This window comes from Microbispora sp. NPDC004025, assembly GCF_053604425.1.
This window is the reverse complement of sequence record NZ_JBSGHN010000010.1, coordinates 17980-32976: the sequence shown is the minus strand read 5'-3', so window position 1 is coordinate 32976 and position 14997 is coordinate 17980. Positions and strand designations below refer to the sequence as shown.

The following is a 14997-nucleotide window of genomic DNA, read 5'->3' as shown; positions in this document are numbered from 1 at the left end:
CCCGGCGCCCGCACCGGGACGGCCGCCGGGACCTGGCGTGCCCCGCGGGGAGGACCTTCTGGTGCCGGAGCATGACACCTCTTCACCTGATCGCGCCACCGCCACGCCGGGCAACTCCCATGGTGCCCTCCCTGCTGACCCCGCCCTGGCCGGGACATGCCATGGTGCTCGCGCGGGCACCTCACGACCCCTGCCCCGCCGGGGACGGGCTCTCACCGCGCAGTGCCGCGACGATGGCCTCGGCGGTCGCGCGGCCGATGCCGGGGACCTCGCGGATCTCCTCCGCGCTCGCCTCCCGCAGCCGCTTCACCGACCCGAAGTGACGCAGCAGGGCCTGACGGCGTGCCGGGCCCAGGCCCGGCACCTGGTCGAGCGCGCTCTCTTTGAGCGATTTCGACCTCTTCGTCCGATGGTAGGTGATGGCGAACCTGTGCGCTTCGTCACGGACGCGCTGTAACAGGTAAAGCCCCTCGCTGCTGCGCGGCAGGATCACGGGCTGGTCGTCGCCAGGCAGCCACACCTCCTCCAGCCGCTTGGCCAGGCCGCACACGGCGACGTCGTCGATGCCGAGCTCGTCCAGGGCGCGCTGGGCGGCCGCCGCCTGCGCCGGGCCGCCGTCCACCACCACGAGGTTGGGAGGGTAGGCGAACTTGCGGGGACGGCCGGTCTCCGGGTCGATCGGCGTCCCGGCCCCGTGCCCGGCTTCGCGCTCGCCCGCGTCGTCCGCCCCGTCGTCCGCCCCGTCGTCCGCCTCGGCGTCCAGCTCACCCGTCTCCGCCCGCTCCTCCAGGTAGCGCTTGAACCGCCGGCAGATCACCTCGTATATCGAGGCGACGTCGCCTTCCGCGGTCCTGATGGAGAAGCGGCGGTACTCGCTCTTGCGGACCAGGCCGTCCTCGAAGACCACCATCGAGGCCACGACGTTCTCGCCCTGGATGTGCGACACGTCGTAGCACTCGATCCGCAGCGGCGCCTGGTCGAGATCGAGGGCGTCGGCGATCTCCTGCAGAGCGCGGCTGCGCGTGGTGAGGTCGCTGGCGCGGCGCAGCTTGTGCTGGGCGAGCGACTCCTTGGCGTTGCGCTCCACCGTCTCCATGAGGCTCTTCTTGTCACCGCGCTGGGGAACGCGCAGGTCGACCCGGGAGCCCCGCTGCTCGCTCAGCAGCTCGATCAGCGCGGTCTCGTCCGGGGGCCGCGCCGGCACGAGGATCTCGCGGGGAATCGTGGCCTCGCCGTACATCTGGAGCAGGAACTGCTCCACCAGCTCGCCGGGGGTGGCCTCCTCGACCTTGTCCACCACCCAGCCGCGCTGCCCGCGGATGCGGCCGCCGCGCACGTAGAAGACCTGGACCGCCGCCTCCAGCGGGTCCTCCGCGAGGGCGATCACGTCGCAGTCGGTGTCGTCGCCGAGCACGACCGTCTGCTTCTCCAGGGCCCGTTGCAGCGCCTGGATGTCGTCGCGCAGCCGCGCGGCCCGCTCGTACTCCTCCACGGCAGCCGCGTCGCGCATATCGCGCTCCAGCCGCTTGATGAAGCGCCCGGTGTTGCCGGCCATGAAGTCGCAGAAGTCCTCGGCGAGGGCGCGATGCTCCTCCGGGGTGACCCGGCCGACGCAGGGCGCCGAGCACTTGTCGATGTATCCCAGCAGGCAGGGGCGGCCGATCTGCCCCGCCCGCTTGAAGACCCCGGCCGAGCACGTCCGCACGGGGAAGACGCGCAGCAGCAGGTCGACGGTCTCCCGGATGGCCCAGGCGTGCGAGTAGGGGCCGAAATACCGGGTGCCCTTCCGCTTGGCCCCGCGCATCACCTGCACCCGGGGGAAGTCCTCCCCCATCGTCACGGCCAGGTACGGGTACGACTTGTCGTCGCGGTACTTGACGTTGAACCGGGGGTCGAACTCCTTGATCCAGGAGTATTCGAGCTGGAGCGCCTCGACCTCGGTGCCGACCACCGTCCAGTCCACGGACGCCGCGGTCGTGAGCATCGTCTGCGTCCGCGGGTGCAGGCCGGCGAAGTCCGCGAAGTACGAGTTGAGCCGCTGCCGCAGGCTCTTCGCCTTGCCCACGTAGATCACCCGGCCGCCCGGGTCGCGGAAGCGATAGACGCCTGGCGACTCGGGGATCGATCCGGGCGCCGGTCGATAGGTTGCCGGATCCGCCACACCCAAAGACTACTGGGCTCCGCTGACAATCCCGGCCGACAATCCCGGCCGACGAGCCAGGGCCCGTGCGGGTCCTGGCGCGATGAGAGATGAGCGCGCCTTTACGGCGTAGATCAGCACAGCACCGGCCGATTCCGCCGATCGCCCGGCGGGCACGACCGCGGCCGCCGGCGTGACGTTTCACCTGCCGTCCCGTGGCGGCCGCACCGGTCCCCACGCCCGGGAGGACCTCTCCGACGCGGCCCGGCCGGCCTCGCGCGGGGTTCGCGAGCCGGAGGGTTCACGCGCCGAAGGGGTTCCACGGGACGAGGAGCCGGAGCCGTCGGGCGACCGCCGCCTCCGCGCGGGATCCCCGCGTCCGGCAGGCGGCGGCACGCTCTCCGGCGCCCCTACGCGAGGGTGATGCTGTCGCCGCTCACCGTGATGGTCTTCTCCGCGAGCGGCTTGGTGGCCGGCCCGTTGGTCACGGCACCGTCCTTGGCGCTGAACTTGCTGCCGTGGCACGGGCAGACGATCTCGTTGTTCGAGACGCTGGCGACCGGGCAGCCCTGGTGGGTGCAGGTCGCGCTGAACGCCTTGAACGTGCCGGCCTCCGGCTGCGTGATGACGACGTCCTGGTCCTTGAAGACCTTGCCGCCGCCCTGGGGGATGTCGGAGGTCTTCGCGATCTCGCCCCCGCCCTGTGCTCCCTGAGCGTCCTGGGACGTGCCCTGGTCCGCCGACGCCGTGGCGTCCCCGTCGGAGGCGCCGCACGCGCTCAGCGCCACGGCCAGCCCGGCGCCCCCGGCGCCGAAGATCACGGCCCGGCGTGTCGTATCCGTCATGCTCATCCTTCCCTGATGCGGCGGCCCGGGACGTCCATGGCCCCGGGTCTTCCCCTGCGCGACGCGTCACCCTGTGTGCTCTCAGGTACGGCCATCACCCCGTGGCCGGTTCAGGGTGACGCGGTCGGAAGGAGAAGAGTAGGGAGAGAAGATGAGACGAATACTCATACGCCCAGAATCTTGCGGAGGAAGACGCCGGTGTGGCTCTCCTCGACCCGGGCGATCTGCTCGGGCGTGCCGGCGGCGACGACCCTGCCGCCCCCGGATCCGCCTTCGGGCCCCATGTCGACGATCCAGTCGGCGGTCTTGATGACGTCGAGGTTGTGCTCGATGACGATCACCGTGTTGCCGGCGTCCACCAGCCGATTGAGCACGCCGAGAAGCCGGCGGATGTCCTCGAAGTGCAGACCGGTGGTGGGCTCGTCCAGCACGTACACCGTGCGGCCGGTCGACCGCCGCTGGAGCTCGGAGGCGAGCTTCACCCGCTGCGCCTCGCCGCCCGACAGCGTGGTCGCCGGCTGGCCCAGCCGTACGTACCCGAGACCGACGTCGTGCAGCGTCTGCAGGTGACGGCGGATGGCGGGGATCGCCTCGAAGAACCCCAGCGCCTCCTCGATCGGCATGTCGAGGACCTCTGAGATCGTCTTGCCCTTGTAGTGGACCTCCAGTGTCTCCCGGTTGTACCGGGCGCCGTGGCAGACCTCACAGGGGACGTAGACGTCCGGCAGGAAGTTCATCTCGATCTTGATGGTGCCGTCGCCGGAGCAGGCCTCGCAGCGCCCGCCCTTGACGTTGAAGCTGAACCGGCCCTGCAGGTAGCCGCGGACCTTCGCCTCGGTCGTGGCGGCGAACAGCTTGCGCACGTGGTCGAAGACGCCCGTGTACGTCGCCGGGTTGGACCTCGGCGTGCGGCCGATCGGCGACTGGTCGACGTGGACGACCTTGTCGACCAGGTCGGTGCCGACCACCCGGGAGTGCCGTCCCGGCACGCTCTTCGCGCCGTTCAGCTCCTTGGCCAGCGCCGCGTAGAGAATGTCGTTGACCAGCGTCGACTTGCCGGACCCCGAGACGCCGGTGACCGCGGTGAAGACGCCGAGCGGGAACTCGACGTCCACTCCCTTGAGGTTGTGCTCGCGGGCGCCCTTCACGACGAGCTGCCGCTTCTTGTCCCGGGGGCGCCGGATCTCCGGCACGGTGATCGCCTTGCGGCCCGACAGGTACGCGCCGGTCAGCGACTCCTCGCTGGCGAGCAGTTCCTGCACGGTGCCGGACACGACGACCTGGCCGCCGTGCTCACCCGCGCCGGGGCCGATGTCGACCACCCAGTCGGCGGCGGCGATCGTGTCCTCGTCGTGCTCGACCACGATCAGCGTGTTGCCCATGTCGCGCAGCCGGATCAGCGTCTCCAGCAGCCGCTGGTTGTCACGCTGGTGCAGTCCGATGGACGGCTCGTCCAGCACGTACAGCACGCCGACCAGGCCGGAGCCGATCTGCGTGGCCAGCCTGATCCGCTGCGCCTCGCCACCGGCGAGCGTGCCGGCGGCGCGGTCGAGCGTGAGGTAGTCGAGCCCGACGTCGAGCAGGAAGCCCAGCCGGGCGTTGATCTCCTTGACCACCCGCTCCGCGATGTGCATGTCCCGCTCCGACAGCCGCAGGCCGGACAGGAACTTCGCGCAGTCGGCGATCGACATTCCCGAGACCTCGGCGATCGAGGCGTCCCCGACGGTCACGGCCAGCGAGACCGGCTTGAGGCGGCGGCCCTTGCAGGCCGGGCAGGGCACCTCGCGCATGAAGCCCTCGAACCGCTCGCGGCTGGCGTCGCTCTCCGACTCGGCGTGCCGGCGCTGCACCCAGGGGATCACGCCCTCGAAGTCGGTGTAGTACGACCGCTGCCTGCCGTACCGGTTGCTGTAGCGGATGTGGACCTGCTCGTCGTGGCCGTGCAGGATCGCCTTCTGCGCCTTCTTCGTCAGCCGCTCCCACGGGGTGTCGAGGTCGAAGCCGAGCGCGTTGCCCAGCGCCTCCAGCAGCCGTACGAAGTAGTCGCTGGTGTGGCCGTTCGCCCACGGGCTGATCGCGCCGTCGCCGAGCGTGCGCTCGGGGTCGGGGACGAGGAGGTCGGGATCGACCTCCATGCGGGTGCCGAGACCGGTGCACTCGGGGCAGGCGCCGAAGGGCGAGTTGAACGAGAACGACCGCGGCTCGAGCTCCTCGAACGACAGGTCGTCGTAGGGGCAGTAGAGGTGCTCGGAGTAGAAGCGCTCACGGTTGGGGTCGTCGTCCGGCAGGTCGACGAAGTCGAGCGTGATGGTGCCGCCGGACAGCTGCAGGGCGGTCTCCACCGAGTCGGTCAGCCTGCGCCGCGCGCTCTCCTTGACCGACAGACGGTCGACGATCACCTCGATGTCGTGCTTCTCGTACTTCTTGAGCGTGGGCGGCTCCTCCAGCCGCACGATCGTGCCGTCGACGCGTGCCCGGGCGTAGCCCTTGGTCTGCAGCTCGCGGAACAGCTCGGCGTACTCCCCCTTGCGACCGCGGATGATCGGGGCGAGGACCTGGAACCGGGTGCCCTCCTCCAGCTCGAGCACGCGGTCCACGATCTGCTGCGGCGTCTGCCGGGCGATCGGGCGAGCGCACTGCGGGCAGTGCGGCTTGCCGATGCGCGCCCACAGCAGGCGCAGGTAGTCGTAGACCTCGGTGATCGTGCCGACGGTCGAACGGGGGTTGCGGCTGGTGGACTTCTGGTCGATGGAGACGGCCGGGGACAGGCCCTCGATGAAGTCGACGTCGGGCTTGTCCATCTGACCCAGGAACTGCCGGGCGTACGCGGACAGGGACTCCACGTATCGCCGCTGTCCCTCGGCGAAGATCGTGTCGAAGGCCAGGCTGGACTTGCCGGAGCCCGACAGTCCGGTGAAAACGATCAGAGCGTCTCGCGGGAGGTCGAGCGAGACGTCCTTCAAATTGTGTTCGCGTGCGCCACGCACGATCAGGCGGTCAGCCACGGTGGTCCCGATAGGTCGATGAGGTGAATGGAGGTGCACGGGCAGGCTATCCAGAGCCACCGACAATTTCGGGGGGCATCGTCCGGCGGCCGGAGGGGGCGGCCCCGCGTGCTGTGTGGGACACGCTCCGTGAACCAGGGTATGAGCTTCGTCAAACCGGTGCCTGCCATCCGCAGGAAACCCCTGCTCATACAACCGCCGCGGGCGCCGTCCTCTTCCCGCCGGGTGCGGGGACGGCGGCCGGGGGTGCCGGGGGCATGATTCTCTCCATGTCCGTAATCGACGAGATCGAGCGGGAGCTCACCGAGGCGACCGGGCGCCTGATGGCGACCGCCGCCCGCCTCACCGACCAGGATCTCCGCGCGCCGTCCCTGCTGCCCGGCTGGACGAGGGGGCACGTCCTGACGCACGTCGCCCGCAACGCCGACAGCTACGTCAACCTGCTGTCCTGGGCGCGCACGGGGGTGCGTACCCCGCAGTACGCCTCGGCGCGGGCCCGCGAGGCCGACATCGAGGCGGGCGCGGCCCGCCCGGCCGCCGAGCAGCTCGCCGACCTGCGCGACAGCGCCGAGCGGTTCGCGGCGGCGATGAGGGAGACGCCCGCCGAGGCGTGGACCGCGATGGTCGCGGGGATGAACCCGCCCGACCACCCCGCCTGGTACGTCCCGATCCGGCGGCTCAGGGAGGTCGAGGTGCACCACGCCGACCTCGGGGCAGGCTACGGGTGGGCCGACTGGCCCGAGACGTACGTGAGACGAGAGCTGCACGACACGATGCTCTGGCTCGGCAGTGAGACCCCGGTGGGCGAGGTCGTCGCCCGCGAGCCGGGCACCGGCGAGGTCATAAGGACCTGGACGGGCCTCGGCGACGGCCCCGTCGTGGAGGGCACGCCGCGCGAGCTGCTCGCGTGGCTCGCGGGCAGGACCGACGGCGCGGGCCTGCGACTCGGTGCACCACAGGCGCCTCCCCGGCACAGCACCTCCGATGCGCGCCTCCGGCGCGACACTCCCGATGCGCGCCTCGAGCGCGACGCGGCCGGAGGGCTGCCGTCCCCGCCACCGTGGCCGAAGCCGTCCCCCGCGGGACTGCCCGCCGAACCACCGCCGTCCTGGCCGCCCACGGCGAACCAGAACCGGGAACCCAGAGAGGAACGATCATGACCTACACCGGAAACGTCACCAAGAACGGGCCCGCCGACGTGCGCGAGGTCCCGGGGCTGACGATCTCGAAGATCGAGGTCGGCGACTTCGGCAACAACGCCTACCTGCTGCGGTGCGCGGAGACCGGCGACGGGGTGCTGGTCGACGCGGCGGCCGAGCCCGACCGGCTGCTCGAGCTCATCGGCGACATGCCGATCAGCGCGATCGTGACCACCCACCGGCACCCCGACCACTGGATGGCCTTGGAGGAGGTCGCGCGGGCCACCGGAGCCCAGACCGTCGCCCACCCCCTCGACGCCCCCGAACTGCCGGTGAAGGTGACCAGAGAGGTCGAGCACGGCGACCGGGTGACGGTCGGCGTGGTGACGCTGGACGTCATCCACCTGCGCGGCCACACTCCCGGCTCGATCGCGCTGCTCTACCAGGACCGCCACCTGTTCACCGGCGACTCCCTGTTCCCCGGCGGCGTCGGCAACACGCAGAAGGACCCGGCCCGGTTCGAGCAGCTGTTCACGGACGTCGTGGAACGGATCTTCGACCGCCTGCCCGACGAGACCTGGGTCTACCCCGGCCACGGCAGGGACACCACCCTCGGCGCCGAGCGGCCGCACCTGCCGGAGTGGAAGGCCCGCGGCTGGTGACGGACGCCGGGACGCCACCGGCGTCCCGGCCCCGAGGGGCGTGATCCACGGGGGCCGGGCGTACGTGATTCGGAGGGCTCCTGCGGGGCAGCGGCTACCGCACGGACCGTCGGAGGAGCCCCCGGATGACCCCCCTCATGACCCCCCTCGCCGGCGCGGCCGCGTGGAGCGGCCACGACACCCGCCTCATCGTTGCCGTCCTGGCCGGCATCGCGGTCATCGTGGTGCTGATCACCAAGCTGCGGACCCACCCGTTCCTCGCGCTCGCGCTCGGCTCGGGCGTGCTCGGCCTGGTGGCCGGCATGGCCCCCGCCAAGCTGATCGACAGCTTCACCGCCGGTCTGGGCTCGACCGTCGCCGGAGTCGGCGTGCTCATCGCCCTCGGAGCGATGCTGGGCAAACTCCTGGCCGACTCGGGCGGGGCCGACGAGATCGTCGACGGCATCCTGCGCCGCAGCGGCGACCGGGCGCTGCCATGGGCGGTGACGCTGATCGCGGTGCTCATCGGACTGCCGATGTTCTTCGAGATCGGGCTGGTCCTGCTGATCCCCGTCATCCTGCTGGTGGCCCGGCGGAGCGGCCGCCCGCTGCTGCTCATCGCGGTCCCCGCCCTGGCGGGCCTGTCCGTCCTGCACGGCCTGGTGCCCCCGCATCCCGGGCCGCTGGTCGCGATAGACACGCTCAAGGCGGACCTCGGGCTCACGCTCGGGCTGGGCCTGCTGGTGGCGATCCCGACCGTGATCGTGTCCGGCCCGCTGTTCGCCAGGCTCGCCGCCCGATGGGTGCGACCGGCGCCGCCGGAACGGCTCGAACGCGAACAGACCCCTGAGGCGGAAGACGCGGAGCCGGAGGACGGGGCGCGCCCCCGGCCGGGCTTCGGCGTCACGGTGGCCACGATCCTGCTGCCAGTGGTGCTGATGCTGGGCCGGGCCGTCGTGGAGATCGTCCTGCCGGAGGACCACGCGGTGCGCACCCTGTTCGAGGTCCTCGGCACTCCCCTGATCGCCCTGCTGATCGGGGTGATCGTGGCGATGTTCACGCTGGGCCGCGCCGCGGGCTTCGGCCGGGCCCGGATCTCCTCGGCGATCGCCGACTCGCTGCCGCCGATCGCCGGAATCCTGCTCATCGTCGGCGCGGGCGGAGGATTCAAGCAGACCCTGGTCGACTCGGGGGTCGGCAAGGTCATCGGCGAGGCCGCGCAGGGCGCGAGCGTACCCGTGCTGGTGCTCGGCTGGCTGATCGCCGTCGGCATCCGGCTGGCCACCGGCTCCGCGACCGTCGCCACGATCTCCGCCGCCGGGATCGCCGCGCCGCTGGCCGCCGGCCAGTCCCCCGCCCACGTCGCCCTGCTCGTGCTCGCCATCGGGGCCGGGTCGCTGTTCTTCTCCCACGTGAACGACGCCGGGTTCTGGCTGGTCAAGGAGTACCTCGGGATGTCGGTCGGCGAGACGATCAGAAGCTGGTCGATCATGGAGACGATCATCTCCGTGGTGTCGTTCTGCTGCGTGCTCCTGCTCGGACTGGTGGTCTGAGACGTCCGTATAGTGAACGGCGCAAACCGTCCTTCCCCTGGAGCCGGGCACCTCATGGAGATCACTGGAATCGAACTGCGCCGGATCGCGATGCCGCTCGTCGCGCCGTTCCGGACGTCGTTCGGCACCGAGACCGCACGCGACGTCCTTCTCGTGCGGGTGGTGACGCCGGAGGCCGAGGGCTGGGGCGAGTGCGTGGCGATGTCCGAGCCGCTCTACTCCTCCGAGTACGTGGACGCGGCGGCCGACGTGCTGCGGCGTTTCCTGATCCCCGCGCTGCCCCGCGGGCTGGACCCCCAGGCCGTCGGTCCCGCCCTCGCGCCGTTCAAGGGTCACCGGATGGCCAAGGCCGCGTTGGAGGCGGCGGTGCTCGACGCGTCGCTCCGGATCACCGGCGAGTCCTTCGCCCGGTTCCTCGGCGCCACCCGGGACCGCGTCCCCTGCGGCGTCTCGGTCGGGATCATGGGCTCGGTGGCCGAGCTGCTCGACACCGTCGGGGCGTACGTCGAGGAGGGGTACGTACGGGTCAAGCTGAAGATCGGGCCTGGGTGGGACGTGGCGCCGGTCCGCGCGGTCCGCGAGCGGTTCGGGGAGGAGCTGCTGCTCCAGGTGGACGCCAACGCGGCCTACACGCTCGCGGACGCCCGGCACCTGGCCCGGCTGGACGACTTCGACCTCCTGCTGATCGAGCAGCCGCTGGCCGACGACGACCTCGTGCAGCACGCCCGGCTCGCCCGGTCGATCCGCACGCCGATCTGCCTGGACGAGTCCGTCGAGTCGGCGGCCCACGCTGCGGCGGCGATCAGCCTCGGCGCGTGCTCGGTGATCAACATTAAGCCGGGGCGGGTCGGCGGTTACCTGGAGGCCCGGCGCATCCACGACCTGTGCCGCGCGCACGGCGTCGCGGTCTGGTGCGGCGGCATGCTGGAGACGGGCATCGGCCGGGCGGCCAATGTGGCGCTGGCCGCGCTGCCCGGCTTCACACTCCCCGGCGACACCTCCGCCTCCCGGCGCTACTTCCACACCGACGTGACCCCGCCGTTCGAGCTGGACGGCGGGCACCTCGACGTGCCGGACGGCCCTGGGCTGGGAGTGGATCCCCTCCCGGACGTCCTGGACGAGGTCACCACGGCGACGGAGTGGATCCGCCTCTGACTGAGTGGGCGGGCGGTCAGCGCGCCGCCGAGGGCAGAGCGCGACCCGTCAGGCGTCGCCGAAGACAGAGCGCGACCCGTCAGGCGTCGCCAAGGGCAGGGTGCGGCCGGGGTTCGCCGGTGGTGAAGACCTTGACGATGCGGTCGGCCGCGAGAGCGGGCTCCTCCGCACTCTCCACCACGTCGCCCCAGGACCAGCGGTAGAACCAGCCGTCCGACATCGCGACACAGTCGACCGTTTCGGTGAACAGCGCCGCGTCCGGGTCGCGGACCTTCAGCGACGGCGGATCCGGGCGCAGCGACGCCTCCAGCCCCCGCAACTCAAGCTCACGGGCCAGTTTTCCGAGAAAGTACGTCCGGGTGTGCTCACGAGGCATGGCGACCAGGGCTCCATTGGACTAGGCGTTTTCTCCACGTGGATTGGCCCGGGCCCAGGATGGCGGGCCCCAGCCGACCGGGGCCCTGTTCGTGCGACGACGTCAGCCCGCGTTCTCCGAGCGTCGTTCCCTGCGTTGCTGCTGTTTGAACATGAGAACCCGAAGCGGAATCGCGGAGACGATCGCGATCTGCATCGTGGCGCCCACCTTGATCAGCTGGTCACCGCCGGCGAGACCGGCCGCCCAGATCGTCAGGCACGCCACGTTGATCAGCATCCAGGCCAGCACGACGGCCGCCAGGTTGCCCTTCGGCTTGGGGTACTCGATGCGGCTGACCATGAGCCAGGCCACACCGAAGATGGCGGCCATGGTGAGGTAGTTCGGCTGGAAGAGCAGCACGATCGACACCACGGTCATGGCGCCCATCGGGATCGGCAGGCCCATGAAGTCGCCGCTCTTGGTCTTCACGCAGGCGAAGCGGGCCAGCCGTACGACGCCGGCGAGCAGGACGGATCCGGCCGCGCACAGCACCAGCCACAGCGGGAGCTTGCCGGAGAAACCGGCCCAGATCATCACCATGAAGGCGGGCGCGAAACCGAAGCTGATCACGTCGGCGAGGTTGTCCAGCTCCGCGCCCATCGCGGACGCGCGGAACTTCCTCGCCACCAGGCCGTCGAACAGGTCGCAGGTCGCGCCGATGAGCAGCAGCACCACGGCGGTGCCGAAGAAGCGCGGGTCGGGGGCGAACTTGCCGCTGGCCTGCAGGTCGCTGATCGCCGACCAGGCGAGCACGCAGACGGCGAGGAAGCCACTGAGGGCGTTGCCCAGCGAAAGGGAGTCGGCGGCCGACAGGCGGAAGGCCTTGCCGACGGGCCCGCGCGGCTCCTCGGCCGCCTCCTCCACCGGCCAGGAGGCTTCGGCTCCCAGGTCAGACGTGGTCAAGACGTGTCACCCCCGCGACGGTCCGGGTGCCGACGGTGACCGCCGGCCTGATGCCCTCGGGCAGGTAGACGTCCACTCGGGAGCCGAAACGGATCAGCCCGACCCGCTCGCCCTGGACGACCTTCGCGCCCGCGAACAGGTACGGCACGATGCGGCGCGCGACGGCGCCGGCGATCTGCACCATCTCGATGTCTCCGAGCACGGTGTCGAAATGCCAGACGACACGCTCGTTCTGGTCGCTGTCCTTGTTGAACGCGGGCACGAAGCCGCCGGGCACGTGCTCGACCGAGGTGACCGTGCCGGCCGCGGGCGCCCGGTTGACGTGGACGTTCAGCGGACTCATGAAGATCGCGACCCGGGTCCGGCCGTCCGGCCAGGGGTCGATGCTCTGCACGACGCCGTCGGCGGGCGAGATGAGCCTGCCCTCGCCGGGCACGCGCTCGGGATCGCGGAAGAACCACAGCATCCCGCCGGTGAGTGCGGCGAGTGGCGCCGCGGCCAGCGCCCAACGGGGCGACCTTCGGGTGAGAACGGCGGTGACGGCCGCCGCCGCGGCGGTCGGAGCCAGCCACGGGGACACCCCGCGTGCGAGCCTGACTCGTCCCCGGGCACTTTGCGCGGGCCCGGATTCAGGGCCGCGAGGCAACGATTCGTTGGACACAGATGACCTTTGTACTCTTCTGGCGACTATGGACCGGCATGCGAGCTAACGATCGATATTACCGATCCGGCAGTCAATGTGTGGCACAACGAGAACAAGCAAACAGGGTGACTGCCCGTTTTCGCTAGCCCTGCGGGGCTTCCGCCTGAGAGGCCTCCGCTTGCGAGGCTTCCGCCGGAGTGATGGTTTTGTCGTCGCGGCGAGCCTTGATCAGACTGGCGACGGTGGTCAGGGCCATGGTGACGCCGATGACCGCCAGCGACACCCAGATGGGGATCTGAGGAGCCCAGGAGACCTCGTTCTCGTGAAGTGCTTCGAGAATCAGCTTAACCCCGATGAAACCGAGGATGAACGCCAATCCGTAGCTGATGTAGACCAGCCGCTGCAGCAGTCCGCCGAGCAGGAAGTAGAGCTGACGCAGTCCCATCAGGGCGAACGCGTTCGCGGCGAACACGATGAAGGCCGCCTTCGTGAGGCCGAAGATGGCCGGAATCGAGTCGAGGGCGAACAGCAGGTCCGTGGTCCCGATGGCGATCATCACGATCAGCATGGGCGTCACCATGCGCTTGCCGTCCACCCGCACGCTCACCCGGGAGCCGACGTAGTCGGGAGTGGTCGGGAAGACCCGCCGGGCCCAGCGCAGGAGGATGTTCTCGTTGAACTCGTCGTCATCCTTGTTGTGGTCCCGGATCAGCGTGTACGCCGTGTAGATCAGGAAGACCCCGAACACGTACAGCAGCCAGCCGAAGCGGCTCAGCGCGGCGGCCCCGATGGCGATGAAGATCCCGCGCATTACCAGGGCGAGGACGATGCCTACGAGCAGGACCTTGTGCTGGTAGATCCGGGGCACGCCGAAACGGCTCATGATGATGTAGAAGACGAACAGGTTGTCGACGCTGAGGCTGTATTCCGTCAGATAGCCCGCGAAGAACTCGCCACCGGTCCCGGGTCCCGCCCAAATCGTTAACCCGATGCCGAACAGCACCGCCAGGCAGACGTAGAAGCCCACCCAGATGCCGGCCTGCCGCATCGAGAACTCCCGCGGCTCACCCCGATCGACGATCCACAGGTCGACGGCGACCACGACGAGAAGACCCACGATGACCAGGGCCCACAGCCACAACGGTGCATGTACCACGACTACCTCCGGCGCGCGCTGAACACACTGCCGGAGGTCTCTCCCGCCCGTACGCGCACGACGGACCGACGGCCCCGGGTGCTGACACCGTGATGACGGAACCGCCGCGAAGGGATACTCCCCCCCAACCCGTCCAGTATATGGATCAGACTTAGTCCCACCTAATCCTTGCCGGAACGTCGGCGATCCTCGACCGAAAACCCCGGCGGGTCACCGGACCGGCGGTCTTCTGTCACCGCCGCGGGAGGGTGTTCGCACCCTCCCGCCACTCCTGACACGTTACGACGCCAGCCCGTACGCCCTGAGCACCGCACGCGACGCCGCGTCCTCGTCGGGCAGCTCCCGGCCACGGCGTACGGAGGCCTGCGCCAGACGACCGGCCAGGGCGGGGTCGCCGAGCAGGCGGCCGATCTCCCGGCTCAGCGCGCCCGGGTCCTGCGGCGGCACCAGCAGGGCCGCCTCGCCCACCATCTCCGGGATGCCGCCCACCCGGGTCGCGATGATCGGCCTGCCCGCCCGCAGTGCCTCCTGGACGCTCAGCGGCTGCCCTTCCCATCTGCTGGGCACGATCACCGCCGTCGCGACCTGCAGCAGATCGGCCGGGTCGGCCCAGCCGTACAGGACCACGGGCAGTTCCTCGGCGTCGACGCGGGCCTGAAGCTCCGCGCGCAGCGGCCCGTCGCCCGCGATCACGAAGACCGGATCCCCCTTGTACGGCCCGGCCGCCGCGTCGAGCAGCGTCTCCAGGCCCTTCTGCTGAGCCAGCCGGGCTACCGTGAGCAGGATCGGCCGCTCCCGCGCGGCCCGTGCCGCGTCCGCGGCGCCGGACAGCCGGGCGGCGATCTCGGCCCGCACCTTCTCGGCCGGGCGGGCGGGTTCCGCGAGCGGCGGCGCGGGCACCACCGCGAGGTCCACCCCGCGTGCGCCCCTCGCCCGCATGCGCTCCGCGACGTCCGGCGAGATCGCCAGAACGCGGTCCGCGCGCCGGGCGACGATCCGTTCCAGCAGCCCGTAGACCGTCCCGATCGCCCCGCCCGCCGTGACCGCGTTGTGCAGGGTGACCACGAGACGCGGCCACCCCCGCGACCCGGTGAGGGCGAGCGCGGCCAGCGCACCGGACCGCAGGCCGTGGGCATGGACGACGTCCGCGCCACGGGCCAGCGTGCGCAGGCGCAGGGCGGTCCGCAGATCCTGGGCGGGATGCGGCCGGTCGGCGATCTCGACCTCGGCGAAGCCCGCGCCCGTGCCGGTGAAGCCGAAGGCCTCCTCGGTGCTGCCGGGGCCCGCGACCAGCACCCGGTGCCCCCGCGCGACCAGCCCTCCGGCGAGCATCCGCACGTGCCGGCCCACACCCCCCAGGCTCGACCCCAGCACGAGCACTATCCGGCTCATGCCCCCTCCT

Annotated in this window: 12 protein-coding genes; 4 read left to right on the top strand and 8 right to left on the bottom strand. The window is 70.8% G+C overall.

The window, feature by feature from the left end; genetic code table 11:
* Nucleotides 1-181: 181 nt before the first annotated feature.
* The 3 genes from uvrC to uvrA form a co-directional block, all read right to left on the bottom strand.
* A complete protein-coding gene (uvrC, locus tag ACWEQG_RS23760) occupies nucleotides 182-2161 on the bottom strand; it encodes an excinuclease ABC subunit UvrC (protein ID WP_452287820.1) in 1980 nt (659 codons plus the stop codon).
* A gap of 389 nt (nucleotides 2162-2550) precedes the next feature.
* Nucleotides 2551-2985, bottom strand: coding sequence for a Rieske (2Fe-2S) protein (locus ACWEQG_RS23755; protein WP_363471373.1), 435 nt, complete (start codon nucleotides 2983-2985; stop codon nucleotides 2551-2553).
* Between the two features lie 164 nt (nucleotides 2986-3149).
* A complete protein-coding gene (gene uvrA / locus ACWEQG_RS23750) occupies nucleotides 3150-5990 on the bottom strand; it encodes an excinuclease ABC subunit UvrA (protein ID WP_452287818.1) in 2841 nt (946 codons plus the stop codon).
* Between the two features lie 269 nt (nucleotides 5991-6259).
* On the opposite strand from uvrA, the gene ACWEQG_RS23745 reads away from it, so the two are divergent.
* The 4 genes from ACWEQG_RS23745 (at nucleotide 6260) to menC (ending at nucleotide 10478) form a co-directional block, all read left to right on the top strand.
* Complete coding sequence (locus tag ACWEQG_RS23745; RefSeq protein ID WP_452287816.1) at nucleotides 6260-7150, top strand: maleylpyruvate isomerase family mycothiol-dependent enzyme; 891 nt, start codon at nucleotides 6260-6262, stop codon at nucleotides 7148-7150.
* Complete coding sequence (locus tag ACWEQG_RS23740) at nucleotides 7147-7791, top strand: MBL fold metallo-hydrolase (protein WP_452287814.1); 645 nt, start codon at nucleotides 7147-7149, stop codon at nucleotides 7789-7791. The genes ACWEQG_RS23745 and ACWEQG_RS23740 overlap by 4 nt, the downstream gene beginning before the upstream one ends.
* A 125-nt stretch (nucleotides 7792-7916) precedes the next feature.
* Nucleotides 7917-9323 (top strand): GntT/GntP/DsdX family permease, encoded by a 1407-nt coding sequence (locus tag ACWEQG_RS23735; RefSeq protein WP_452287812.1) that lies wholly within the window; start codon nucleotides 7917-7919, stop codon nucleotides 9321-9323.
* Between the two features lie 54 nt (nucleotides 9324-9377).
* Nucleotides 9378-10478 (top strand): o-succinylbenzoate synthase, encoded by a 1101-nt coding sequence (menC, locus tag ACWEQG_RS23730; protein WP_452287810.1) that lies wholly within the window; start codon nucleotides 9378-9380, stop codon nucleotides 10476-10478.
* A 79-nt stretch (nucleotides 10479-10557) separates the two neighbouring features.
* Here the strand turns inward: menC and ACWEQG_RS23725 are convergent, their stop codons facing one another.
* The 5 genes from ACWEQG_RS23725 to ACWEQG_RS23705 all read right to left on the bottom strand — a co-directional run bounded on the left by ACWEQG_RS23725 (nucleotide 10558) and on the right by ACWEQG_RS23705 (nucleotide 14987).
* A complete protein-coding gene (locus ACWEQG_RS23725) occupies nucleotides 10558-10854 on the bottom strand; it encodes a hypothetical protein (RefSeq protein ID WP_030507339.1) in 297 nt (98 codons plus the stop codon).
* 102 nt (nucleotides 10855-10956) lie between these two features.
* Nucleotides 10957-11796: a CDP-diacylglycerol--serine O-phosphatidyltransferase gene (gene pssA / locus ACWEQG_RS23720; RefSeq protein ID WP_452287808.1), complete on the bottom strand. Its 840-nt coding sequence runs from the start codon at nucleotides 11794-11796 to the stop codon at nucleotides 10957-10959.
* Nucleotides 11783-12442, bottom strand: coding sequence for a phosphatidylserine decarboxylase (locus ACWEQG_RS23715; RefSeq protein WP_452288201.1), 660 nt, complete (start codon nucleotides 12440-12442; stop codon nucleotides 11783-11785). The genes pssA and ACWEQG_RS23715 overlap by 14 nt, the downstream gene beginning before the upstream one ends.
* Before the next feature lie 139 nt (nucleotides 12443-12581).
* Nucleotides 12582-13595, bottom strand: coding sequence for a TerC family protein (locus ACWEQG_RS23710; RefSeq protein WP_363471387.1), 1014 nt, complete (start codon nucleotides 13593-13595; stop codon nucleotides 12582-12584).
* 279 nt (nucleotides 13596-13874) lie between these two features.
* Entirely contained in the window at nucleotides 13875-14987 is a 1113-nt protein-coding gene (locus ACWEQG_RS23705; protein ID WP_452287806.1) for a glycosyltransferase family 4 protein, read from the bottom strand.
* Between the last annotated feature and the right edge of the window lie 10 nt (nucleotides 14988-14997).

What these genes read in the sequence shown, in the direction of transcription:
- ACWEQG_RS23755 (WP_363471373.1), bottom strand. Translation starts at nt 2,985, where the DNA reads ATGACGGATACGACACGCCGGGCCGTGATCTTCGGCGCCGGGGGCGCC.
- ACWEQG_RS23745 (WP_452287816.1), top strand. Translation starts at nt 6,260, where the DNA reads ATGTCCGTAATCGACGAGATCGAGCGGGAGCTCACCGAGGCGACCGGG.
- ACWEQG_RS23740 (WP_452287814.1), top strand. Translation starts at nt 7,147, where the DNA reads ATGACCTACACCGGAAACGTCACCAAGAACGGGCCCGCCGACGTGCGC.
- ACWEQG_RS23735 (WP_452287812.1), top strand. Translation starts at nt 7,917, where the DNA reads ATGACCCCCCTCATGACCCCCCTCGCCGGCGCGGCCGCGTGGAGCGGC.
- menC (WP_452287810.1), top strand. Translation starts at nt 9,378, where the DNA reads ATGGAGATCACTGGAATCGAACTGCGCCGGATCGCGATGCCGCTCGTC.
- ACWEQG_RS23725 (WP_030507339.1), bottom strand. Translation starts at nt 10,854, where the DNA reads ATGCCTCGTGAGCACACCCGGACGTACTTTCTCGGAAAACTGGCCCGT.
- ACWEQG_RS23705 (WP_452287806.1), bottom strand. Translation starts at nt 14,987, where the DNA reads ATGAGCCGGATAGTGCTCGTGCTGGGGTCGAGCCTGGGGGGTGTGGGC.